Source organism: Photorhabdus sp. RM323S (assembly GCF_042879375.1).
GTDB lineage: Bacteria > Pseudomonadota > Gammaproteobacteria > Enterobacterales > Enterobacteriaceae > Photorhabdus > Photorhabdus tasmaniensis.
Map to the genome: position 1 here is coordinate 114,454 of NZ_JBHFKZ010000007.1, position 25,860 is coordinate 140,313.

At 45.9% G+C, this 25,860-nt stretch carries 19 protein-coding genes; 7 read left to right on the forward strand and 12 right to left on the reverse strand.

All coding sequences use genetic code 11. The features are described 5' to 3' along the window. Window positions 1-26: 26 nt before the first annotated feature. Window positions 27-1,490 carry an ArnT family glycosyltransferase gene (locus tag ACGF7G_RS05545; RefSeq protein WP_387464068.1) on the reverse strand — a complete coding sequence of 488 codons (1,464 nt, stop codon included), beginning with the start codon at window positions 1,488-1,490 and terminating at the stop codon, window positions 27-29. 190 nt (window positions 1,491-1,680) lie between these two features. On the opposite strand from ACGF7G_RS05545, the gene yihI reads away from it, so the two are divergent. From yihI to ACGF7G_RS05565, 4 genes are all read left to right on the forward strand, one after another. Further along, complete coding sequence (gene yihI / locus ACGF7G_RS05550) at window positions 1,681-2,193, forward strand: Der GTPase-activating protein YihI (RefSeq protein ID WP_387464069.1); 513 nt, start codon at window positions 1,681-1,683, stop codon at window positions 2,191-2,193. A 193-nt stretch (window positions 2,194-2,386) separates the two neighbouring features. Beyond that, a complete protein-coding gene (gene hemN, locus ACGF7G_RS05555) occupies window positions 2,387-3,760 on the forward strand; it encodes an oxygen-independent coproporphyrinogen III oxidase (protein ID WP_387464071.1) in 1,374 nt (457 codons plus the stop codon). Window positions 3,761-3,803: 43 nt separating this feature from the next. After that, window positions 3,804-4,127, forward strand: a complete 324-nt coding sequence (locus tag ACGF7G_RS05560) for a hypothetical protein (protein WP_387464073.1) — start codon at window positions 3,804-3,806, stop codon at window positions 4,125-4,127. Further along, complete coding sequence (locus ACGF7G_RS05565) at window positions 4,099-4,392, forward strand: IS200/IS605 family accessory protein TnpB-related protein (protein ID WP_387464074.1); 294 nt, start codon at window positions 4,099-4,101, stop codon at window positions 4,390-4,392. Before ACGF7G_RS05560 ends, ACGF7G_RS05565 begins: the two co-directional genes overlap by 29 nt. On the opposite strand, the gene malG is transcribed toward ACGF7G_RS05565, so the two are convergent. The 3 genes from malG to malE form a co-directional block, all read right to left on the reverse strand. Then, window positions 4,309-5,199, reverse strand: coding sequence for a maltose ABC transporter permease MalG (gene malG / locus ACGF7G_RS05570; RefSeq protein ID WP_133814346.1), 891 nt, complete (start codon window positions 5,197-5,199; stop codon window positions 4,309-4,311). The genes ACGF7G_RS05565 and malG overlap by 84 nt on opposite strands. 12 nt (window positions 5,200-5,211) lie before the next feature. Further along, the gene (gene malF, locus ACGF7G_RS05575; RefSeq protein ID WP_387464075.1) at window positions 5,212-6,768 is read right to left on the reverse strand and encodes a maltose ABC transporter permease MalF; all 1,557 of its coding nucleotides are present in this window, start codon (window positions 6,766-6,768) and stop codon (window positions 5,212-5,214) included. Window positions 6,769-6,889: 121 nt separating this feature from the next. Further along, window positions 6,890-8,089, reverse strand: coding sequence for a maltose/maltodextrin ABC transporter substrate-binding protein MalE (gene malE / locus ACGF7G_RS05580; RefSeq protein WP_133814344.1), 1,200 nt, complete (start codon window positions 8,087-8,089; stop codon window positions 6,890-6,892). A gap of 382 nt (window positions 8,090-8,471) precedes the next feature. On the opposite strand from malE, the gene malK reads away from it, so the two are divergent. The 3 genes from malK (at window position 8,472) to malM (ending at window position 11,956) form a co-directional block, all read left to right on the forward strand. Next, a complete protein-coding gene (gene malK, locus ACGF7G_RS05585) occupies window positions 8,472-9,581 on the forward strand; it encodes a maltose/maltodextrin ABC transporter ATP-binding protein MalK (protein WP_387464076.1) in 1,110 nt (369 codons plus the stop codon). Window positions 9,582-9,617: 36 nt separating this feature from the next. Next, window positions 9,618-10,916, forward strand: coding sequence for a maltoporin (locus tag ACGF7G_RS05590; protein ID WP_387464078.1), 1,299 nt, complete (start codon window positions 9,618-9,620; stop codon window positions 10,914-10,916). A gap of 122 nt (window positions 10,917-11,038) precedes the next feature. Then, window positions 11,039-11,956 carry a maltose operon protein MalM gene (gene malM / locus ACGF7G_RS05595; protein ID WP_387464080.1) on the forward strand — a complete coding sequence of 306 codons (918 nt, stop codon included), beginning with the start codon at window positions 11,039-11,041 and terminating at the stop codon, window positions 11,954-11,956. 1,447 nt (window positions 11,957-13,403) lie between these two features. Here the strand turns inward: malM and rpoC are convergent. From rpoC to secE, 8 genes are all read right to left on the reverse strand, one after another. Further along, window positions 13,404-17,624 carry a DNA-directed RNA polymerase subunit beta' gene (gene rpoC, locus ACGF7G_RS05600; RefSeq protein ID WP_133814340.1) on the reverse strand — a complete coding sequence of 1,407 codons (4,221 nt, stop codon included), beginning with the start codon at window positions 17,622-17,624 and terminating at the stop codon, window positions 13,404-13,406. A 130-nt stretch (window positions 17,625-17,754) separates the two neighbouring features. Beyond that, the gene (rpoB, locus tag ACGF7G_RS05605; RefSeq protein ID WP_133814339.1) at window positions 17,755-21,783 is read right to left on the reverse strand and encodes a DNA-directed RNA polymerase subunit beta; all 4,029 of its coding nucleotides are present in this window, start codon (window positions 21,781-21,783) and stop codon (window positions 17,755-17,757) included. A gap of 339 nt (window positions 21,784-22,122) precedes the next feature. Next, window positions 22,123-22,485, reverse strand: a complete 363-nt coding sequence (gene rplL, locus ACGF7G_RS05610; protein ID WP_387464082.1) for a 50S ribosomal protein L7/L12 — start codon at window positions 22,483-22,485, stop codon at window positions 22,123-22,125. Between the two features lie 63 nt (window positions 22,486-22,548). Beyond that, window positions 22,549-23,055, reverse strand: coding sequence for a 50S ribosomal protein L10 (rplJ, locus tag ACGF7G_RS05615; protein WP_133814337.1), 507 nt, complete (start codon window positions 23,053-23,055; stop codon window positions 22,549-22,551). Between the two features lie 307 nt (window positions 23,056-23,362). Further along, window positions 23,363-24,064, reverse strand: coding sequence for a 50S ribosomal protein L1 (rplA, locus tag ACGF7G_RS05620; protein ID WP_133814336.1), 702 nt, complete (start codon window positions 24,062-24,064; stop codon window positions 23,363-23,365). Between the two features lie 3 nt (window positions 24,065-24,067). Beyond that, entirely contained in the window at window positions 24,068-24,496 is a 429-nt protein-coding gene (gene rplK / locus ACGF7G_RS05625; RefSeq protein WP_133814335.1) for a 50S ribosomal protein L11, read from the reverse strand. Between the two features lie 155 nt (window positions 24,497-24,651). After that, window positions 24,652-25,197, reverse strand: coding sequence for a transcription termination/antitermination protein NusG (nusG, locus tag ACGF7G_RS05630; RefSeq protein WP_011144820.1), 546 nt, complete (start codon window positions 25,195-25,197; stop codon window positions 24,652-24,654). Window position 25,198: 1 nt separating this feature from the next. Beyond that, a complete protein-coding gene (secE, locus tag ACGF7G_RS05635; protein ID WP_387464083.1) occupies window positions 25,199-25,582 on the reverse strand; it encodes a preprotein translocase subunit SecE in 384 nt (127 codons plus the stop codon). Between the last annotated feature and the right edge of the window lie 278 nt (window positions 25,583-25,860).

The following is a 25,860-nucleotide window of genomic DNA, read 5'->3' on the forward strand; positions in this document are numbered from 1 at the left end:
ATCAGGCTTTCAAATTTCAGAGAAAACTACTGATATTTTTCCGGTGACACAAAACCTACGCAGATCAGTATTGGTTTCGTTTCAGGTTCAGGCTGGAAAAGAAACTCTTCAGTGCTGTTTATTTTCAGTTTGGGCCAGTCTTGTAAAACGCTGTGAAAATCTTCCTGTTCACAGGTTTTACCTTTTCCTCCGATCAAAATAGCGCCGTCGCGTACAATATCACTTGCTTTAACATGGCGGTTATAGACATTTGGCGCTTGCCCTTCCAACGTCCAAGGTTGGATCGTATCTGGTTGACTTGGTGCGTAGAAAGTTAGCCACTGATGCAAGTATTCGCCCCCGACATAATGTAAAGGTGTTGAATAGAGCTCATGCCAGCGTTGATCCAGTTGCCAGGAAAAATCTTTGATACCTTCAAATTCATGTCCGGCACCACGGACATTAGCGGCCATAACAAAAACATATCCCATCAAAACCAATACGGCGGTGACTGCCAATCCGCGCAGGGTGCTGAGTAATGATTTTTGTGGAAAACGGGTGATAGAACCGACAAACAGCGCTGACGAAACAGACATAAAGGGCTGCAACCATTCAGTCATTCTTCCGCCCTCATTGAATGAGAACCAGCAATAGATAATCAGTAATGGCAACAGAATAACCATGTTTGCCAGTCGGCTCGGTTGCTCTTTTGGCCAGCCAATACGGCCTCCAAGAGTGTAGATAATGATGCCAACAATAATCAGTGGATAAAACACGGATAATAACGATCTGGTAGTATGCAGATTAAAACCGCGATCAATCTGTGAATCTATCCATTTGAAGGCAGCAAAATCATTGTTCCACAACCACCAAACATTAGGCAGCACCAGCATAAACCAGATAACCAGGGCGATATAGAGAGCCGGTTGGCGGTAACATTGACGAACTTTGGGTACAAACAATGTCAGTAGAAAAACCGAACCAACCAGTGCCAGGGAGGAGTATTTCCCCATCGTTGCCAGCCCGGAACTGAGTGCAAATGCTATCCACCAGTATGGGTTGTCATACACTGCCCGCAAAAAGAACAGCATAGTCCACGGCCATAGCATGATCAGTAGATAATTATCATTGTAAGGAATAATATCAAAATTAATAATACCGGATAGGTTCAATATCAGCATGGCAAGCCATGCCAGCTCTTTTTTCCCTGTCAGCCGGAACGCCAGATGCCATACACCCAGCATACCAACAGCGATAGCGATAAAGTGTATGAAGTACCAGTAAAAACTTAATGAAATACCGCTTATATGGATAGCAGGCAGCATCATTGCGCCCACCAGCCACGGATTTTTAGGTGATCCCCATTCTCCGTTTTTACCCCAGTTCAATGCTTCTACGGCATCATAGGGGACAGTTGGATCAAATGAATAACCCACGATAATCCACAACAAAGCATAACTAATTACCCATAAATAGACGGGCTTGTAGGAAGAGGTATCAGAAAAAAGCATATCAATTCATCACTTATTGAAAGCCAAGATTAATAGAATATTCGCTGATGGTTAAACCAATCATGAATAATAAAGGACTTTGGCTAGATTTTTAAAGAGAAAGAATTATCTGTGGCGCTTTTCTATACGTGTGGTTTCTGCTAGATTCCGCCGCAGCAATCCCCTGATAAACTAAACTGAGTAACGGGCTATGAACCAGTTAAAGAAAAAAGCACCGGCGAAAGCATCTGCTGGTAAACAGAAAAGAAAGAGCCGCGAAGAATTGAATGCGGAAGGGCGTGAGCGTAAGCGCCAGAAAAAGCACAGTGGTAATCCGGCAGGTAGCCGTCATAAGGAACAAAGCAGCGACAAACATCAAGCAGGCAGGGAGCAGCGTGATCCACGTCTTGGCAGTAAAGTGCTTGTTCCACTGATTGTCGGAGAGACATCGGTGAAACCCGTGGCGGTCAAAGCTAAAGCTGAGACAAAACCGCGTCTGTCGCCACAGGAAGAGCTGGCAATGCTGGAAAATGATGACCGTTTGGATGCATTGTTGGAACGTCTGGAAAATGGCGAAAAACTGTCTGAAGAAGATAATGTTTATGTTGACGCTACACTAGATCGCATTGATGCCCTGATGGAAGAGCTGGGGATTGATCCAGGTGAGGAAGAAGGCGAAGAAGAGAAACCAGATGACATTATGCAACTGCTGAAAGGCAATTAATTTAATCCTCCATGATCAAAGGCGGATTAACCCTTATAACCACACTGTTAGTATGTTATCTGCTGTGGTTATTGGGTAAACTATGGCGATTGTCGCGGCGTAAAACCCGGCTGCGCGGAGTCACCACGGCGCAACATATCAAACAATTGCAAGCGTTGCGTTTTGGTAGACAGGAACATCGGAAGGAATAAGAATGTCTGAGCAAGCCATAGTTTGGGATCTGCCTTTGATCCAGAAATACAATTACTCCGGCCCCCGTTATACTTCATACCCTACGGCGTTGGAATTCAATCAACAGTATGATAATGCAGCATTTATACAGGCGGCTGCCTGTTACCCTGAACGATCGCTTTCTCTCTACGTCCATATCCCATTTTGCCATAAACTCTGTTATTTCTGTGGTTGCAATAAATTGGTGACTCGCCAGAAGCATAAAGCAGATGAATATTTGCAATTGCTTGAACGTGAAATCCGTGAGCGTTCGAAACTGTTTTTTGGCCGCAACGTTAGCCAGATGCATTGGGGTGGTGGTACGCCAACCTATCTTGATAAAAACCAAATCAGTAAATTGATGGGAATGTTGCGTCACCATTTTAATTTTTTACCGGATGCTGAAATTTCTATTGAAATCGATCCGCGTGAAATTGAACTGGATGTGATTAATCACCTGCGCAGTGAAGGTTTTAACCGTCTGAGCATGGGAGTGCAGGATTTTAATAAAGAAGTACAGCATCTGGTTAATCGAGAACAGGATGAAGGTGTTATCTTTGCTCTGGTAACACGAGCCCGTGAAACCGGTTTCAATTCCACCAGTATTGACCTGATTTATGGCTTGCCGAAACAGACACCTGAAAGTTTTGCTTTCACTTTGAAACGAGTATTAGCGTTATCACCGGACAGAATGAGTGTTTTCAATTATGCTCATTTACCGAATTTGTTTGCCGCCCAACGTAAAATTAAAGAGCATGATTTACCAAGTGCCGAACAAAAGTTAGATATTTTGCAAGAAACCATTGCAACACTGACGGGAAATGGTTACCAGTTTATTGGCATGGACCATTTTGCGCGCCCGGATGATGAATTGGCGGTAGCTCAGAGGGAAGGGAGGTTGCACCGCAATTTTCAGGGTTATACCACTCAGGAAGAGTGTGATCTTCTGGGAATAGGCGTTTCTGCTATCAGCATGTTGGCCGATAGCTATTCTCAGAACCAGAAAGAGTTAAAAACCTACTATGCGCAGGTCGAAAAACAGGGGCATGCCCTGTGGCGTGGTTTAACCCTGTCTCAGGATGATTGTATCCGTCGTGATGTGATTAAAGCGCTGATCTGTAATTTCCGGCTAAATTTTGCTGATATTGAGCAACAATATAATCTGAGTTTTACCAAGTATTTCGCGGAAGATTTGCAATTATTGGCACCATTGGTTGACGATGGGCTAGTGGAAATGGATGAAAAACAGATCCGGGTGACACCACGGGGCCGGTTGCTTATCCGTAACATCTGTATGTGCTTTGATATTTACCTGCGCCAGCAGGTCCGCCAGCGACAGTTTTCGAGAGTAATTTGATTATTCAAGTGACTGCTCACTTAACGGTCGCGCTCATATCCCGATGATATTCGGGGCACATCAGCGCCGCATTCTGGACGCCGGTCAGCCCAAAGAAGCTGAACTGATCTGCCGTAAAGGTGTCTGGTTTTTCAACCTCGTTGTTGAACAGACAGAATGCTCGCCCGTTGTTTCCGACAAAACACTGGGTGTTGATGTCGGGGAAAATAATCTCGCTACCCACAGTCTGGGCAGGGTTTTTGGCGGCGAGCAACTGCGAGAACAGCGCGCCCGTCACCTTGCCCACCAATGGCAGCCAAAGTGCAAAACAAAAGCTGCGGCAGGTCTCTGGCAAGGAGATGAGACGGGTAAAACAGATAAATCATGAAACGAGTAAAGCTATCGTAGCCGCCGTCACCGAAGCCGGAGTGGGGATAATCGTTCTCGAAAATCTGACCCATATTCGAGCGCGAATAAAAGCCGGAAAACGACTCAGGGCAAGATTGCACCGTTGGCGTGGCGGCAACTACAAACGTTTGTGGAATACAAGGTCCAGGCGGCAGGCATTATCAGCCTTTTACTCCTCCCGCTGTCAAACCACTGACCAGCCAACGCTGAGCAACCAGGAAGACTATGGTAATCGGGAGCGCTGAGAGTACCGCAGCGGCGGCAAAATCGCCCCAGAGATAGTTCTGTGGGTTAAGGTATTGTTGCATCCCCACAGCCAAAGTGTAATTGTTCACATCTCTAAGAAGCAGTGAAGCAACCGGCACTTCCGTAATCACACCAATGAAGGAAAGAATGAACACGACGGCCAGAATCGGTACAGAGAGCGGTAGCAATACCATACGGAACGCCTGCCATGGTGTCGCACCATCAAGCGCAGCAGCCTCTTCCAGAGAGCCGTCAATGGTTTCGAAGTAACCTTTAATCGTCCAGACATGCAACGCAATGCCACCTAGATAAGCAAAGATAACGCCGCCGTGGGTATTGAGGCCCATAAACGGTAAGTACTCCCCCAACCGGTCAAACAAGGCATATAACGCCACTAAGGAAAGAACCGCCGGGAACATCTGAAAAATCAACATGCCTTTCAGTAAAGCACTTTTACCGCGAAAACGCATACGGGCAAAGGCATAAGCGCAGGTGGTCGATAACGTAACGATACCTACAGCGGTAATAAAGGCAACCTTAATAGAGTTCCAAAGCCATAGCAAAACCGGGAAAGGTGGCGGAGTGACACGACCATCCGGTGATACCACACTGTAGCCGAGCGACAATTTCCAGTGCTCCCAAGAGATACTTTCCGGGATCAGACTACCAGTGGCAAAATTCCCTGGCCGCAGGGAGATGGTAATAACCATCAGCATCGGGAACAAAATTATGGCAATAAAGGTTAACATCAACAAATGTGTCGCCAACAAACGCCATTTCTGCGATTTGGATTGAATCATCGCCATTGTATTCCCTCCTTAGTCAAATTTAATGCGGGTGGTTTTTAGATTAATAATGGCCAGTGCGCCAACCAGCAAAAAGATAATGGTGGCAATCGCTGCAGCCAGGCCAAAATCCTGACCACCCCCCCCTTCGAAAGCAATACGATAGGTATAGCTCACTAGTAAATCGGTATAGCCCGCCGGCGTCGTAGTGCCAATGTGATCCGGCCGGCCATAAGTCAACAACTGAATCAGAACAAAGTTGTTGAAGTTAAAAGCGAAACTGGCAATCATCAGCGGCATCAACGGTTTAATCAGCAGCGGGAAGGTAATCTTAAAAAAGTTCTGAAACGGGCCTGCACCATCCATCGCTGATGCTTCATACAGATCATCCGGTATTGCTTTCAACAACCCCATGCAGAGAATCATCATATAGGGATACCCCAACCAGGTATTCACCACAATCAGCATGGTTCGCGCCAATGTCGGATCGGTAAACCAAGCGGGCTTAAGACCGAACAAACCGTTAAGCAACAGGTTGATCTCACCAAAACTCTGGTTAAATAACCCTTTGAAAATCAAAATAGAAATAAACGATGGCACGGCATACGGCAAGATTAACAGCACGCGATAAACAGCACGGCCCTTCAATGCTTCCCACTGCACGATACAGGCCAGAACCATGCCGACAGCAACAGTCAACACCACAGTGAACAGAGCAAACACAACCGTCCAAACAAAAATAGAGAGAAACGGCTTCTGAATACCTTCATCCTGTATCACACGCAGGAAATTTTTCCAGCCAATGGAAACAGTAAATCCCGGCGTTAACGTCTCATTTCCCCATTGTCCCTCAGCATTAACAGACTGATAGAAACCGGTATCGGTATTAGGACGGTAAAGCGTGCCTGTTTGATTGTTAGTAAGAGCCTTGCCATCTTCCCCAAGAGAGTATTGAGGATGTACACCAGAGAATTGACGAAGCGAACTCATTCTCAGTAACTGACCATCCGGTAAAACAGCAACCAACTGATTCAGCGCTTGTCGATTCTGGGTAATAATACGCAATGTCGCCGCTTCACCGCTCTGAGCGGTATCCTGTTCATACAAACGTAAAGTCGTTTCTTCCGTTACTGACAGAGAAAACGGCTCCGATACCAGTTGCTTAGTCTGACCCGGCGCATCCAATGCCAGAATCCATAGATCGGATTTTGGATAGAGCCTGAAAGTGAATGTTTGCCCTGACTGATACTGACGGCTCATCAGGACAGATTGCGCACGATCAAAAGTCAGTTGATTAGTACTGCTATAGTTGGTAAAGGCAATGGCAATGGTGCAAATGAGCGGAAACAACACAAACAGCCCCATTCCCGCTATACCTGGATAAACATAGCGCCAAGCATAAGTATTACGGTTAGCGAAAACGTAAATCCCCGTTCCCAACAATACCAGTGTCAGCATTGCAAACAGATACTCTCCCTGAGAATACATCAATACCACCAAATAACCGGTAAAGAGTATACACAGGCTCACTGCAAACCATTTCAGAGCAGAACTCTGCCACCATGATGTTTCTTTGAGCGTCGCTGACATAATGTTCTTCTTTTTTTACTGCGGCTGTAACAGCTTGCGGATAGTTTGATCAATCTTCCTGCAAACAAGCATCCTTACTGTTGCTGGAAAGAACTCCCTTCGGAAGAAGAGAGTCTACAAGTTATTTGGTCATACGGGTTTCTGCGTCACTAAGTGCAGCATCAACGGTCTGACGGCCAGCCAACGCATTAACAACGGCACTGCGCATGGCGTACCAAAAACTGCTCATCTGTGAGATGTTCGGCATGATTTCGCCTTTTTGAGCATTTTCCATAGTGGCAGAAATGCGGGGATCCTTGGCCAGAATATCCTGATAGGATTTCAGCGCCACGGCTCCCAACGGTTTATCCTTATTCACCATATCCAGACCATCATTGGTCAGCAAATAGTTTTCCAGGAACTCCTTCGCCAGCTCTTTATTCGGGCTGGCAGCATTGATACCTGCCGTCAATACGCCGACAAACGGCTTAGACGGATTACCTTTAAAGGTTGGTAACAACGCCACACCGTAATTTATCTTACTTTTGTCGATGTTAGCCCACGCCCACGGACCATTAATAGTCATAGCCGTTTCACCTTTGTTGAACGCTGATTCGGCAATAGAATAATCAGTATCCACGCTCAGATGCTTATTTTTTACCAAATCTATAATAAAATTCAGTCCTGCTTTAGAGCCAGCATTATTGACTCCGGCATTTCTCACGTTATATGAGCCGTTTTCCATCTTGAAAGCATATCCCCCATCAGCAGCAATCAGCGGCCAAGAGAAATAAGGCTCTTGCAAATTAAACATAATGGCGCTTTTGCCCTTACTCTTCAGTTCCTTATCCAGAGCCGGGATCTCTTCCCAAGTTTTGGGCGGTGTCTTCACAAGGTCTTTATTGTAAATAAGGGAGAGGGCTTCAACCGCAATAGGATAACCCACCAATTTACCGTCATAGCGCACAGCATCCCAGGTGAACGGAAACAGTTTGTCCTTAAAGTTTTGATCCGGCGTAATTTCCGCCACCAGACCAGACTGTGCATAACCCCCAAAGCGGTCATGGGCCCAGAAAATAATATCTGGCCCATCACCAGTTGCTGCGACTTGTGAATACTTCTCTTCAAACTTGTTTGGATGTTCAACAGTCACATTGACACCCGTATCTTTTTCAAATTTCTCACCGACTTGCGCCAGGCCATTGTAGCCTTTGTCGCCGTTGATCCAGATAACCAGCTTACCTTCCTCAATTTTTGCCAAAGCAGAGGCAGAAAGCACAAGAGTGGCTAAAACAGAAAGCGCCAGGGTGCGGGCACCCATTTTCAAGTTTGTTTTTGTCATCATTCCGTCCTTTACTTATAGTTTGAATAGGTTCAGGGTGAACTGTTTTGTTACATTGGCAGAGAGTGCGAAGTTAGTGTGCAACCGACAATAGAAATACTCATCCTCCCCCGCTCTACGCCCCAACTGAGATGGGTGTGATCTGCATTGCAAAAACAGAGGAACCGTGTTGTTGACCACAAAAAGAGACATCTTTTTTTGTAGTAAAGATCACACTTTATCCAGCAGCTCATACCTAACCGCCTCAACAACTCTTATCTCATCCTCCTGACTCCTCCCCCATAAAAAACTTGGGTATGGAGGATTTACTCACCCACTATCTTAAACACACTCTGGCTTATTGTTTTTCACCGCGGATTGCGGTGATAGTCCGGGGGAACACATGTCGAGCGTCACACTACGTAATGTATCTAAGGCTTATGGTGAAACTATTATTTCTAAGAACATCAACCTTGAGATACAAGAAGGAGAATTCGTGGTTTTTGTCGGTCCATCAGGATGTGGAAAATCGACAATATTAAGGATGATTGCAGGTCTGGAAGATATCACTTCTGGTGATTTGCTGATCAACAATATACGTATAAACGATGTACCACCCGCCAAACGTGGCGTTGGGATGGTTTTTCAGTCCTATGCACTGTACCCCCACCTGTCTGTTGCAGACAATATGTCGTTTGGTATGAAGCTGGCCGGTGCCAAAAAAAGTGACATTCAGCAGCGCGTGAAGCAAGTTGCGGAGATGCTTCAACTCGCTCATCTGCTTGATCGCCGCCCTAAAGCACTATCAGGTGGGCAGCGCCAGCGTGTCGCCATTGGCCGTACTCTGGTCGCTGAACCAAATGTTTTTCTATTGGATGAACCACTCTCCAATCTGGACGCTGCACTGCGCGTCCAAATGCGCATTGAAATTTCACGCCTGCACAAACGCCTGCAACGTACAATGATTTATGTCACCCACGATCAGGTTGAAGCAATGACGCTGGCCGACAGAATCGTGGTGTTGGATGGCGGGGATGTTGCCCAGATCGGTAAACCACTTGAGCTTTACCACTATCCCGTTAATCGTTTTGTTGCCAGCTTTATTGGCTCACCCAAAATGAATTTCTTGCCGGTTAAAGTAACAGCCACCGCCGTCGATCAGGTGCAAATTACTCTACCCAATCGCCAGCAAATCTGGCTGCCCGTAGAAAGCCAAGGGGTAAAAGTAGGCAGCAATGTATCTCTGGGAATACGCCCAGAACACCTCCTTCCGAGTGATATCGCAGATGTCACGCTGGAAGGCATAGTTCAGGTTGTTGAACAACTGGGAAATGAAACCCAAGTTCACATTGAAATCCCGGCTATTCGTCAAAATCTGGTTTATCGCCAGCCTGATGTTGTGCTCGTGGAAGAAGGGGCCTCCTTCACCATCGGATTACCTCCCCACCGCTGCCATTTATTCCGGGAAGATGGAACAGCATGCCAGCGTTTGCATAAAGAACCCGGTGTTTGAGCCTGAGCCAATTAAAAAACAACAGGAGAATAATTGATGAAATCAATGCGTATATTACCTATATCATTAACGGTTATGGCTGGATTACTGTCCATGCAAGCGTCAGCCGTAGAATTCCACGGCTATGCCCGTTCTGGTATTGGCTGGACCGGCAGCGGTGGCGAGCAACAGTGTTTCCAAAGCACCGGTGCACAGAGCAAATATCGTTTAGGTAATGAATGTGAAACCTATGCTGAACTTAAATTGGGTCAGGAGCTATGGAAAGACGGCGATAAGCGCTTCTACCTCGATACCAACGTAGCCTATTCCGTGGCGCAAGAAAAAGATTGGGAATCCACCGATCCTGCTTTCCGTGAAGTCAATGTCCAGGCGAAGAACGTCATCGACTGGTTACCCGGCTCAACATTGTGGGCAGGTAAACGCTTCTACCAGCGCCATGACGTGCATATGATCGATTTCTACTATTGGGATATCTCTGGTCCGGGCGCTGGCCTGCAAGATATCGACCTCGGCTTTAGTAAGCTCTCTCTGGCTGTTACCCGCAATACCGAATCTGGTGGTTCTCATGGCTGGATTGCTGGTCAGCGTGACGAAATCTCCACTTCCAATGATGTCTTCGATATACGTCTATCTGGCTTGGAAGTTAACCCAGGCGGTAGCCTGGAGCTTGGTTTTGACTATGGGCGCGCCAATGCACGAGACCACTACCATCTTGACCGTAATGCTTCCAAAGATGGTTTCATGTTTACCGCCGAGCATATACAGAGCATATTAGGAGGATTTAACAAATTTGTCGTTCAGTATGCAACCGATTCCATGACCTCCTCCAACAGTGGTCGCTCTGAAGGTGCCAGCGTAAACAATGATGGTCATATGCTACGGATCCTGAATCATGGTGCGATTAATCTCGCAGAAAAATGGGATCTCATGTATGTGGCGATGTATCAGGATACTGACCGTGATAACAACAACGGCAACACATGGTATACCGTTGGTGTGCGTCCAATGTACAAATGGACACCAACGATGAGCACCCTGATGGACATTGGCTATGATAACGTCAAATCCCAGCGTACCAATGACACTAACGATCAATACAAAATCACCCTAGCCCAACAATGGCAGGCTGGTGATAGCATTTGGTCTCGTCCGGCTATCCGTCTGTTCGTCACCTATGCCAAATGGGATGAAAAATGGGGTAATGCGAATAAAAACGCGAATAAAAACGACGGCTACATTGATGGCATGGCTTACAGCGATACAGCAACACATAAATTCAGCCGTGGCAACGATGATGAATTCACCTTTGGTGCACAATTCGAAGCCTGGTGGTAATGCTATTAAAAACTGCTGGTTTTAGATCAACCGGATTATTTAGCCACTTTTAGCGCCTTGGACTGATATGCCTTTTGCCCGTGGATATCAGTCTCTTTTTTTCAACCGAACAAGGGTAAGAAATGAAAACCAAACTTATCTCATTTTGTCTTAGTGCCTTACTCTGTAGCACAGCTCCTCTGATAAGCTACGCAACACCTATCACTACAACAACTAAGGCAACCACAACTCAAGATATTGTTGCACCTTCCCTCTCAACAGCAGCACTGCAAAAACTAAACTGGCAGCCGATTAGCGCCGGCGGTACACAGACCATTATCCTTAATGCCACATCCCAGCACCTTAATGAAGGAAATATCCAAGGGCCGATAGCTGCATTCGCAATTCCGGCAAACCGGGGCTCACTGGACATTATGCTGAGCAGTTTAGTACAAGATAAACAAGTTTACGCACCGAATGTTCTGGTGCTTGATCAGGGATTACACCCCGCTGCATTTTATCCAAGTGACTATTTTCCGTATGAACGTCCAGGGGTGATGTCCACAGATCGGTTGGAAGGCACATTAAAGCTGACGCCAGCATTGGGGCAGCAGCAAATTTATGTACTGGTCTACACCACTCGTACCGATTTGCAAAAATCGACACAAATGATTGATCCAGCCAAAGCTTACGCTCAAGGAGTCGGCAACGCCGTTCCTGCCATTCCAGATCCCGTTGCTCGTCATACAGAAACCGGTACGTTGAAGCTGAAAGTGAAATCGGAACAAAATGCCGGCAACATCACTATTGGTCAAGTCTTATCAGGCCCGGCACCGGAGCCAGTCGTTGTTGGGTCAACACAAGCTACCGCAACCCAGCGCATACCACTGAAAACCAAACCTGTCCTGAGCGACACAGAACGTTATTTCAGTGATGCAATTAAAAAGGAAATTAATAACGGCAATATTGATAAAGCGTTGAATCTGCTTGAGGAAGCGGAACGCCTTGGATCCTCAACTGCACGAGAAACGTTTATCAACAGTCTCAAAAACAAGGGATAAACCATTTACCTATGTTGGCTATGGTAAATGTACTAAATGTACTATTAGTTTGTTTAACGCAAAATAGATGTCCTCCGAAAAGGAGGGCATTAACGCCTGATTGCATCAACGATGATAAAAGGTCTGGCAGATTAATCAGCCAGAAAGGGAATAACGGTTGGACAGGTATTTAAGTGTTAACAGAACGCGAAAATAGCGTGAAAAAATAACGATATAAATTGATTTTATCATTAAATCACATTAAAGGTATAAAAAGAGGAATGGTTTAAATCAAACCGTAGAAAAGCAACGCTATTAAACGGATTAAAGCAATGTAAATCAAGTTTAAACAGGAGTATTTAAAGCATCATGGTTTTGCATAAAAAATGCAACATAATAATGTTTAAAATAACTCATTTTGCATTCTGTTAAATCATTTATTCGGGGATGTCTTTTTTTCAACTTTTCACAATTGATGATTTAGTTGGTTTATGAAAAAATTCATTCCCCAGTTGAAAAATTATTAAAACCGTTTATTTTGCAAAATAGATTATCTGATTAACCAATTCATTTTTTATTTACCCTTTTTCCATCGGTTATAAATAAACATTAATAAAACCAGTTTTTGTTTATTATTTTTCACTGATAAGCTTTATAATGAGCAGGTTTTAAACTGTGATTAAAAGTTATGGTTTTAATCAATATAGAGTTTTAACGGTTTTTTTTACCACTTTTAACATCTGCTTTTTATTAAGTTTAATCATTATAGAATATCGTGTTTTATGTTTAACCAACGTTAACCATATCCACTTTCTATCTTTACTGACGCTGTTTTACCGGCAATCCTAAGCAGTTTTAATAAATCGCCACCCTTTGTTTTTTCGGATAATCAATATCTTTTTCATCGCTTAAATCCTGAAAAATTAACCGTTTTATCACTTTTTTATTGCAGTATTTTCTATAGATTTCTTCGTAAAATAACAGCGAGAAAACACCTTAAAATCGGCCTATTAAAATCATATTCTTTCACATACTGATTTCTTTTCAACTCTCTGCTAATGTTTAATGGACTTCGATAAAACGCAATTCACGATCTATCTGAAAAGTACATTTATTAAGTTAAATCCGCTTTTATATAAAATCTTTAATCTCCCTCTATTTTCGTTTTTAAATGGTTATGACAGGTTAGGTAAATGTAAAATAAACGCATAGAGATTTATTCCTGCTATTTATAGCTTATAACAGACTCAAAATAATCCATAATATCAGGGCAACTGCTCTTGTGAGAAACACGCTCTTCAAGCGCACTTTTTTCAGGAGGAAAAGTTTGGGGAGAGAGTGTTTTTAACATGGTGAACGGAATTTGATTAAAACAAAATACCGGATAAAAACCAGTACTTGGTCAACAATCTGAAAATGCCCTCCGAAAAGGAGGGCATTTAATTAGCTATGGTGCTGCTCTACAGAATTACTTCTTATCGCTACCAAAACCGGCATTCAGCAGTTCTGCCAGGTTTGCAGTTGCTTCATCGACACTCACTTGCGGTGCTTCTGACGGTTCATTCAACTGACGACGACGCATACGATCCTGATGGTAAGCATAACCCGTACCGGCTGGGATCAGACGACCTACGATGACGTTCTCTTTCAAGCCACGCAATTCATCACGTTTACCCGCAACCGCCGCTTCTGTCAACACGCGGGTCGTTTCCTGGAACGATGCCGCAGAGATGAAGGATTCAGTCGCCAGAGACGCTTTGGTGATACCCAACAGATCACGTCCATAAATTGCAGGGACTTTACCTTCCTGTTCCAGCTTACGGTTTGCCACTTTAACCCGGGCATATTCAACCTGTTCGCCTTCCAGGAATTCGGAACTGCCTGCACTTTCGATGGTTGCTTTACGCAGCATCTGACGAACGATAACCTCAATGTGTTTATCGTTAATCTTAACCCCTTGCAGACGGTAAACTTCCTGAACTTCGTTGGTGATGTAACGGGTAACCGCATGAACACCACGCAGACGCAAGATGTCATGTGGAGACTCTGGACCATCGGAGATCACATCACCGCGCTCAACAACTTCACCTTCGAATACGTTGAGCTGACGCCATTTAGGGATCATCTCTTCGTAAGCATCACCACCATCTAACGGGGAGATAACCAGACGGCGTTTACCTTTGGTTTCTTTACCGAAGGAGACAATACCACTAACTTCAGCCAGGATTGCAGGCTCTTTCGGACGACGTGCTTCGAACAGGTCGGCTACGCGTGGCAGACCACCGGTAATATCTTTCGTACCGCCGGATTCCTGAGGAATACGTGCTAACGTATCACCCGCAGAGATGCTGACACCATCGTCTAACTGAACAATTGCTTTGCCTGGCAAGAAATATTGAGCAGGCATATCAGTACCTGGGATCAATACATCGTCACCCTTGGCATCAACGATTTTCAGTGCCGGACGCAAGTCTTTACCACTACCAGTACGCTCTGCACTATCCAGAACAACCAGTGAAGACAAACCTGTCAGCTCATCCGTCTGACGGGTAATGGTCTGACCATCTACCATGTCAGCGAAACGGATGATACCGGAGACTTCACTGACCACTGGCATGGTATGTGGATCCCAGTTAGCAACGGTTTCGCCGCCATTAACTGCTTCACTATCACCTTTACCCAATACTGCACCGTAAGGCACTTTATAGCTTTCTTTAGTACGGCCGAATTCGTCAATCAGGCACAGTTCGGTGTTACGGGAAGTAATCACCAACTTACCTGCGGAATTGGTAACGGATTTCGCGTTAAACAGTTTCAGGCTACCTTTGTTACGAACCTGAATGCTGGATTCCGCTGCCGCACGGGATGCCGCACCACCGATGTGGAACGTACGCATCGTCAACTGTGTACCCGGCTCACCGATTGACTGCGCCGCAATAACACCAACCGCTTCACCTTTATTGATGATGTGTCCGCGGGCAAGGTCACGACCATAGCAGTTCGCACAAACACCGAAGTCAGTTTCACAACTTACAACGGAACGCACTTTAATGCTGTCAACGGAGCTTTCTTCTAACAGATCACACCATTTTTCATTCAGCAATGTGTTACGTGGAACCAGAATATCTGCGGTACCTGGTTTCAGAACATCTTCTGCCGTTACACGACCTAGTACACGCTCACGCAGTGGCTCTTTAACATCACCACCTTCAATAACCGGCGTCATCAGAATACCGTCGTGAGTACCACAGTCGTCTTCTGTAACAACTAGATCCTGCGCAACGTCAACCAAACGACGGGTCAGGTAACCGGAGTTTGCCGTTTTCAGTGCGGTATCCGCCAAACCCTTACGAGCACCGTGGGTTGAGATGAAGTACTGGAGTACGTTCAAGCCTTCACGGAAGTTCGCAGTGATTGGTGTTTCGATAATGGAACCGTCTGGTTTAGCCATCAGGCCACGCATCCCCGCCAACTGACGGATCTGAGCAGCAGAACCACGCGCACCGGAGTCAGCCATCATAAAGATGCTGTTGAAGGAGACTTGTTGCTCCTCTTCACCGTTACGGTTAATGACTGTCTCAGTGGACAGGTTTTCCATCATCGCCTTAGCAACACGCTCGTTTGCTGCGGCCCAGATATCGATAACCTTGTTATAACGTTCGCCAGCTGTTACCAGACCAGACTGGAACTGTTCCTGAATTTCAGCAACTTCTGCTTCTGCTTCTGTAATGATCCCCGCTTTTTTCTCTGGGATAACCATGTCATCAATACCAACAGATGCACCTGAACGTGCAGCGTAGGCAAACCCGGTGTACATGATCTGGTCAGCAAAGATAACGGTTGGTTTCAGGCCCATCACACGGTAGCAAGTGTTGAGCATTCTGGAGATCGCTTTTTTACCCAATGGTTGGTTAACCAGTGAGTAAGGCAGACCTCTTGGGACGATCATCCACAGGATTGCACGCCCAACGGTAGTATCAACCAAACCAGTGCTAGTGGTGATATTACCCTCGCCGTCTCTCACTTCTTCTGAGATACGAACCTTAACACGGGCATGCAGAGAAGCCAGACCTGCGCGGTATACGCGTTCTGCTTCTTTAGGCCCGGTCAGTACCATGCCTTCGCCTTTAGCATTAACACAGTCACGGGTCATGTAGTACAGACCCAGAACAACGTCCTGAGATGGCACGATGATTGGCTCACCACTCGCAGGAGACAGAATGTTGTTGGTGGACATCATCAATGCACGCGCTTCCAGCTGGGCTTCCAGTGTCAGCGGTACGTGAACAGCCATCTGGTCACCGTCGAAGTCGGCGTTATATGCCGCACACACCAGTGGGTGCAACTGAATCGCTTTACCTTCGATCAGAACTGGTTCGAATGCCTGAATACCCAAACGGTGGAGTGTTGGTGCACGGTTCAGCAGAACCGGGTGTTCACGGATCACTTCATCCAGGATATCCCATACCACCGCTTCTTCACGCTCAACCATCTTTTTGGCTGCTTTAATCGTCGTCGCTAAACCACGTAGTTCCAGCTTGCCATAGATGAATGGCTTGAATAGTTCCAGTGCCATCTTCTTAGGGAGACCACACTGATGCAGACGCAGGTAAGGGCCTACAGTGATTACAGAACGACCAGAGTAGTCAACTCGTTTACCCAGCAGGTTCTGACGGAAACGACCTTGTTTACCCTTGATCATGTCAGCCAGGGATTTCAGAGGACGTTTGTTAGAACCGGTAATTGCACGACCGCGACGACCGTTATCCAACAGGGCATCGACCGCTTCTTGCAACATACGTTTTTCGTTGCGAACGATGATATCCGGCGCAGCCAGATCCAGCAGGCGTTTCAAACGGTTGTTACGGTTAATAACACGACGATACAGATCGTTCAGATCCGACGTGGCAAAACGGCCGCCATCCAATGGAACCAGTGGACGTAAATCAGGCGGTAGAACTGGCAGAACGGTCAGAACCATCCATTCTGGTTTGTTACCAGATTGAATAAATGCTTCCAACAACTTAATACGCTTGGTCAACTTCTTACGTTTGGTTTCAGAGTTAGTTTCATTTAACTCTTCACGCAGAGTTTCACACTCATTTTCCAGATCGAGATTTTTCAACAAAGACTGGATAGCTTCCGCGCCCATCTTCGCATCGAATTCATCACCGAACTCTTCCAGTGCATCCAGGTATTGTTCTTCTGTCAGGATTTGACTGCGCTCCAGGCTGGTCATACCGCCTTCTACAACCACATAGGATTCGAAGTACAGTACGCGCTCAATATCACGCAGTGGCATATCCAGCAACAAACCGATGCGGGATGGCAATGATTTCAGGAACCAGATGTGTGCCGTTGGAGAAGCCAGTTCAATGTGACCCATACGCTCACGACGAACTTTAGTCTGGGTAACTTCTACGCCACACTTCTCACAAATTACACCACGGTGTTTTAAGCGTTTGTATTTACCACACAAACACTCATAGTCTTTCACCGGTCCGAAAATACGGGCACAGAAAAGGCCGTCACGCTCAGGTTTGAACGTACGGTAGTTAATAGTTTCCGGCTTTTTCACTTCACCGAATGACCACGAACGGATCATATCTGGTGAGGCCAGAGCAATTTTGATCGCATCAAACTCTTCGGTCTTAGTTTGCGCTTTCAGAAACTTCAATAAGTCTTTCACGAAATGGCTCCTGTCGGAGTTAGACCTGTCAGGAAAATGGCCCATGCCACTCTCCCCTATGACCAGTGCAACCACTGGCTGGTAAACTGCCCGTCATATCCATTCAGGGCAGTACCAGCGGGAATACGGTTTATTCGTCTTCCAGCTCGATGTTAATCCCCAGAGAGCGGATCTCTTTCAACAATACGTTGAAGGACTCCGGCATACCAGGTTCCATCTGGTGGTTACCATCCACGATGTTTTTATACATCTTGGTACGGCCGTTAACATCGTCGGACTTGACGGTGAGCATTTCCTGCAAGGTGTATGCAGCACCATATGCTTCCAATGCCCACACTTCCATCTCACCGAAGCGTTGACCACCGAACTGCGCCTTACCACCCAGCGGTTGCTGAGTAACCAAGCTGTACGAACCGGTTGAACGAGCATGCATTTTGTCATCCACCAGGTGGTTCAGTTTCAGCATATACATGTAGCCAACGGTAACCTGACGTTCGAATTGCTCACCAGTACGACCATCAAACAGAGTAATTTGCCCAGAAGTTGGCAAGTCACCCAGTTTCAGCAGTTCTTTAATTTCTTTCTCTTTCGCACCATCAAATACTGGTGTTGCAATTGGCATCCCTTTTTTCAGGTTTTCTGCCAGACGCATAACTTCTTCATCAGAGAAAGTGTTCAGATCAACTTTTTGACGGGTTTCATCACCTAGGTCATAAGCTTTCTGGATAAATTCACGCAGTTTGGCTGCTTCCTGCTGCTGTTTCAGCATCGCATTGATCTTGTCACCAATGCCTTTTGCAGCCATCCCCAAGTGAGTTTCCAGGATCTGACCAATGTTCATACGTGATGGTACGCCCAGTGGGTTCAGTACGATATCTACCGGAGTACCGTTTTCATCGTAAGGCATATCTTCAATCGGGTTGATCTTAGAGATAACACCCTTGTTACCGTGGCGGCCCGCCATTTTATCACCAGGCTGAATCTGACGCTTAACCGCCAGATAAACTTTAACGATTTTCAGCACACCCGGTGCTAAGTCATCGCCCTGAGTGATCTTACGACGTTTAGCGTCCAGTTTTTTCTCGAACTCAGTTTTCAGTTCGTCATACTGTTCAGCCAACTGTTCCAACTGATTCTGTTTTTCTTCATCCGCCAGACCCAGCTCTAACCAACGTTCACGAGGCAGCTTATCCAATTTCTCAGCTTCGATGCCGCCAGAAATCAGGACAGAACGGATACGGGCGAACAAGCCAGCTTCAAAGATCCGCAACTCTTCTGTCAGGTCTTTCTTAGCCTGACGCAGCTGCATCTCTTCGATTTCCAGGGCACGTTTGTCTTTTTCGACGCCATCACGGGTAAATACCTGTACGTCAATAACCGTACCGGATACGCCATTTGGTACGCGCAGAGAAGAGTCTTTCACATCAGACGCTTTCTCACCGAAGATAGCACGCAGCAGTTTTTCTTCCGGCGTCAGCTGAGTTTCACCTTTAGGTGTCACTTTACCAACCAGAATGTCACCGCCGGTAACTTCTGCACCAATATAAACGATACCGGATTCATCCAGTTTGGAGAGCGCGGCTTCACCCACGTTAGGAATGTCAGCGGTGATCTCTTCAGGCCCTAATTTGGTATCACGAGATACACAAGCCAGTTCCTGGATGTGAATAGTTGTAAAGCGATCTTCCTGAACAACACGCTCAGAAACTAAGATGGAGTCCTCGAAGTTATAACCATTCCACGGCATGAACGCTACGCGCATGTTCTGACCCAGCGCCAACTCACCCAAATCAGTGGATGGACCGTCAGCCAGTACGTCACCGCGTTCCACAGGTTCTCCCAGAGAAACACATGGCATTTGGTTAATACAGGTGTTCTGGTTAGAACGGGTGTATTTAGTCAGGTTATAGATATCAATACCCGCTTCACCCGGATACATTTCGTCTTCGTTTACTTTGATAACGATACGGGATGCATCAACGTACTGAACCACACCACCGCGTTTAGCAACAGAAGTTACACCTGAGTCAACCGCTACAGCACGTTCCATACCTGTACCTACCAGCGGCTTATCAGCGCGCAGAGTAGGAACAGCCTGACGTTGCATGTTTGCACCCATCAATGCACGGTTTGCGTCATCGTGTTCCAGGAATGGGATCAAGGAAGCACCGACGGAAACCACCTGTTGAGTGGAAACGTCCATATATTCAACCTGTTCACGGTTGAATAAGCTGGATTCGCCATAGTTACGGCAGGTTATCAGATCTTCAACGAAGTGACCTTCATCATCCAATACGGTGTTTGCCTGTGCGATAACGAAGTTACCTTCTTCAATCGCAGACAGGTAATGGATTTCATCAGTCACAACACCATCACGAACCAGACGGTATGGGGTTTCAAGGAAACCATACTCGTTAGTCTGCGCATAAACAGACAATGAGTTAATCAGACCGATGTTCGGACCTTCCGGAGTTTCGATTGGACATACACGACCATAGTGAGTTGGATGTACGTCACGCACTTCGAAGCCTGCACGCTCACGGGTCAAACCACCCGGGCCCAACGCAGAAATACGGCGTTTGTGAGTGATTTCAGAAAGCGGGTTGTTTTGGTCCATAAACTGAGACAGCTGGCTGGAACCAAAGAATTCTTTCACTGCGGCTGAAATCGGTTTAGCGTTGATCATGTCCTGAGGCATCAGGGTATCCAGATCACCCAAAGACAGACGCTCTTTAACCGCACGCTCAACACGTACCAGACCAACACGGAACTGGTTTTCTGCCATTTCGCCTACGGAGCGGATACGACGGTTACCCAAGTGGTCAATATCGTCGACTTCGCCTTTACCGTTACGGATATCAATGAGTTTCTTCATAACATCAGTGATGTCATTTTTACTCAGAATACCAGAGCCTTCAACTTCTTCCCGGCTCAGTGAACGGTTGAATTTCATACGACCAACCGCAGAAAGATCATAACGATCTTCTGAGAAGAACAGATTTTCAAACAGATTTTCTGCTGCTTCACGAGTTGGCGGCTCACCAGGACGCATCATGCGATAAATCTCAACCAAAGCGCTCAAACGATCATTGGTTGGGTCAACACGAAGAGTCTCGGAGATATATGCACCGTGATCCAAATCGTTGGTAAATAGGGTTTCGATAGATTTATGACCAGCCTGGCTTAAGCGTGCCAACAGATCTAAAGAGAGTTCCATGTTAGCCGCACAGATAATTTCACCTGTATTGGTATCAATGTAGTCTCTTGCAACAACTTTACCCGCAATGTATTCAACAGGAACCTCAATGCGGTTCACTTCGTCTTTTTCTAACTGGCGGATATGACGTGCGGTAATACGACGGCCTTTTTCAACATAAACTTTGCCGTTTGCTTCAATATCAAAAGAAGCTGTTTCACCACGCAGACGCTCTGGCACCAGTGTCATCTGGAGTTTGTTGTCACGAATTGCGAAAACAGTCTTACTAAAGAACAGATTCAGGATGTTTTCAGTGCTGTAATCCATTGCACGCAGAATAATAGTTGCCGGCAATTTACGGCGACGGTCAATGCGTACAAACAGGTTATCTTTTGGATCGAATTCGAAATCTAACCAAGAACCACGGTAAGGGATAATACGCGCGTTATACAGCACCTTACCGGATGAATGAGTTTTACCCTTATCGCTGTCAAAGAATACACCAGGACTACGATGTAACTGGGAGACAATAACCCTCTCAGTACCATTGATAACAAAAGTACCGTTGTCAGTCATGAGTGGAATTTCACCCATGTAGACTTCTTGTTCTTTGATGTCTTTGACTGTGCCTTCCGGTGCTTCGCGTTCATAGATGACCAGACGCAGTTTAACGCGCAGAGGTGCAGAATAAGTGACACCACGAATCTGGCACTCTTTCACATCAAACACTGGCTCACCAAGACGGTAGCTAACGTATTGCAGCTCCGAACTGCCACTGTAGCTCTGAATTGGGAATACAGAACGGAATGCCGCTTCTAAACCATTCTGGCCTTCTGGATCTTGCTCGATAAACTTCTGGAACGAGTCAAGTTGGATAGAAAGGAGATAAGGTATATCCAAAACTTGTGGACGTTTACCAAAATCCTTACGAATACGTTTTTTCTCGGTATAGGAGTAAACCATAGGGTTCCTCAGCTCGCTGATCAGTGACCCACTCTGTCCGCCCTAAAGGACAGCTCTTTACGACACTGTTTTTTCGAACAGAAAATTGAATTATTTTCCGTAGTACTCATTGCTATTACTCTTAAATCATTTCATTGCGCTACCTTACTACCGAGCTACCCGAGTGGATCGTAGCTGAGAACGCAGTATATTAAGTCGTCAATAGGAAAAAGTATTTAGGGGTTAATTAGTAGCCAAACAGTGGAAATGCGACTAATGCCCTACAGCGCAAAAAGGCTGGTGATTTTTTAATCACCAGCCGTCAGCCTCTAAAGTCAGGCTGCTAACTTAACGCTGAACTTACTTGATCTCAACAGAAGCGCCTGCTTCTTCCAGAGATTTTTTCAGTGTTTCAGCATCATCTTTGCTGATAGCTTCTTTCAGTACTGCTGGAGCGCTTTCAACCAGATCTTTCGCTTCTTTCAGACCCAGGCCAGTTGCGCCACGTACTGCTTTGATAACAGCAACTTTGTTGCCGCCAATCGCAGACAGCACAACGTCAAACTCAGTTTTTTCTTCAACAGCTTCAGCAGCTACTGCTACAGCTACAGCCGCAGCCGCAGAAACGCCGAATTTGTCTTCCATTGCAGTGATCAGTTCAACAACGTCCATAACGGACATGCTTGCAACTGCGTCCAGAATTTGTTCTTTATTGATAGACATAACAAGTGTTCCTAAAATTCAGAAATAATTTATACGTTAAAAAGCAACAAAGGAAATCGGCAATTAAGCTACTTCTTTCTGCTCGCGTGACTCGCGTAACGCAGCCAGAGTACGAACCAGTTTGCCGGCAACGGCTTCTTTCATGGTTGACATCAGGCGTGCGATTGCTTCTTCGTAAGTTGGGAGTGTTGCCAAACGGTCAATATTGTCCGCAGGGATAAACTCACCTTCAAAGGCTGCTGCTTTAATCTCGAATGCTGGATTCGCTTTCGCGAACTCTTTGAACAGACGAGCAGCTGCGCCCGGATGTTCGTTAGAGAAAGCAATCAAGGTTGGACCAACAAACGCTTCTTTCAGGCACTCATATTCAGTACCTTCAACAGCACGGCGGATCAGTGTGTTACGAACAACACGGATATAAACGCCAGCTTCGCGACCTGCTTTACGCAGTTCAGTCATTTTATCTACAGTAACGCCACGAGAATCCGCAACAACCGCAGACAGCGCACCTTTGGCTACTTCGCTGACTTCAGCAACAATCGCTTGTTTGTCTTGAAGATTTAGTGCCATTAGCTTCTTGCTCCTGGATTAACCGGGAAGTACCCGGAACTCACATCACTCACAACACCAACGGTGTCTGAGCTCTAAAACACGGTGAGCAGAATCCAGAAATAAATTTCATTTGGCTCTGTCACCGTCTACGCAGGGATATTAAGTAATTACTTACACCTGCGGTCTTGGACGGGGCTTGGATTAGGCCAAGCTCCAACCGAAAATTGTTTGTTTAGCCAATAAATAATCTACCAACCAAACATAAGGCGCCAAATTTTAGACAAATCTGACGCCAAGGTAAAGCGGTAATCACATTCAGTTCAAATTAAACTGAAGCGCTCAGACCAGACTGGTCAATCGCTACACCTGCGCCCATAGTCGTGGACAAGCTAACTTTCTTGATGAAAATACCTTTAGCAGAAGATGGTTTTGCTTTTTTCAATGCAACCAGCAGAGCTTCCAGGTTTTCTTTCAGTTTGTCAGCGTCGAAGTCAACTTTACCAATGGTGGTGTGGATAATACCGTTTTTATCGTTACGGTAACGAACCTGACCCGCTTTAGCATTCTGAACAGCTTCAGCAACGTTAGGCGTTACAGTACCCACTTTAGGGTTTGGCATCAGGCCACGTGGGCCCAGGATTTGACCTAATTGGCCAACAACGCGCATTGCATCTGGAGATGCGATAACAACGTCAAAGTCCATTTCGCCTTTTTTAACCTGTTCAGCCAGGTCTTCCATACCTACCAGTTCTGCGCCAGCCGCTTTAGCAGCTTCAGCGTTTGCACCTTGGGTAAATACAGCTACGCGAACGGAACGGCCAGTACCGTGAGGCAGTACGGTTGCACCACGTACGTTCTGGTCAGATTTACGAGCGTCGATGCCGAGATTAACAGCAACGTCAACGCTTTCTACGAATTTAGCAGTTGCCAGCTCTTTCAGAAGAACAACGGCTTCGTTAATGTCATACTGTTTAGTTGCATCAACTTTTTCACGGATTGTGCGCATGCGCTTGGTCAGTTTAGTCATCGATTAATCCTCCACTACCAGGCCCATGGAACGAGCAGTACCTTCGATTGAACGCATCATTGCGTCAACGTCAGCACCCGTCATATCCGCAGCTTTAGTTTCAGCAATTTCACGAATCTGAGCGCTGGTTACTTTACCAACTTTCTCTTTATTCGGTTTGCCGGAACCCGATTTAACACCCGCAGCTTTTTTCAACAGAACAGCGGCTGGTGGGGTTTTAGTCACGAAAGTGAAAGAGCGATCAGAATAAACAGTGATCACAACAGGAATTGGCAGACCTTTTTCAATGCTATCAGTTTTAGCATTGAACGCCTTACAGAATTCCATGATGTTAACACCCTGCTGACCCAGAGCAGGACCTACTGGAGGGCTTGGGTTAGCCATACCAGCTGCAACCTGCAACTTGACATAGGCTTGTACTTTCTTAGCCATTGATAATTTCCTCTATGTGGGTGATATCGCCTATTTAAAAGGCTTCCCTGTTATTCCAGCCCCGCCTTTTCAGGCCAAGCCACTAAAAACAAAAGGCGCGAAATTGTATGTTAATTTCACGCCTATTGCAAGCCGGCAAAAGATACGCCTAAAAATTAAGCTTTCTCTACCTGACTGAAATCCAGCTCAACAGGTGTTGCACGACCAAAGATAGAAACCGATACCTTCAGGCGGCTTTTCTCGTAGTCGACTTCTTCCACAACACCATTGAAGTCTGCAAATGGGCCATCGCTGACACGGACCATCTCGCCTGGTTCGAACAATGTTTTTGGCCGCGGTTTATCACCAACCTGCTGAAGGCGATTCATAATTGCATCAACTTCTTTATCACTGATTGGTGCCGGACGGTCAGATGTGCCACCGATAAAACCCATGACACGTGGTACGCTGCGAACAAGATGCCATGTTGCATCGTTCATAATCATTTGTACCAGCACATACCCAGGGAAGAATTTGCGTTCACTTTTGCGACGCTGGCCGCTACGAATCTCAACAACTTCCTCTGTTGGCACCATCACTTCGCCAAAAGAATCTTCCATATCATGTAGTTTGATATGTTCACGTAAAGATTGTGCAACACGACCTTCAAACCCGGAGAATGCCTGTATGACATACCAACGTTTTTTTGGGGAATCTGACATCTTAGAACCTCAGGCCTGTAATAAATGAAACTAAACGCACCAGGATGCCGTCAAGACCCCAGAGGATCAAAGACATCAATGCAGTCACGGCTGCCACAATCAAAGTTGTGTGCAACGTTTCCTGGCGAGTTGGCCAAATGACTTTGCGCATTTCAACGCGGGCTTCACGAGCAAAGGCCAGTGTGGTTTTACCTTTCGCTGTCCAGAGCGCAACCGCTCCCGCAAGAGCAACAATAACAACAACCGCTATCGCGCGCAAAGGAAGGCTATACTCCCGATAAAGGTAGTTACCAACGATAGCAACTGTTAATAAAGCTGCCACTAATAGCCATTTCATTACCTCAAGACCGCGCCTGCTTTCTTGAGCATCGCTATTCGCACTCATAAACCAACCTGTAACTATGATTTAAATAGATAGCCAGCTTGCCTCGCAAGAGCAAAACAAATCAGACCGAACCAAAAAATTTGAGTGATTGTATCTGACTTGGCACCATAATTCAGTATGACATTGTATATCTGAGAGATATATAGCCAATTCGTTGTATCAGAGCCTATCTCACCAATAATTAAAAACAACTATTGATGAGATAGGTTCTTATAAACAACGTACAAAAAGGGCATCAGTTGATGCCCTTTTAGAGTAATCACATCAAAAAATTATGC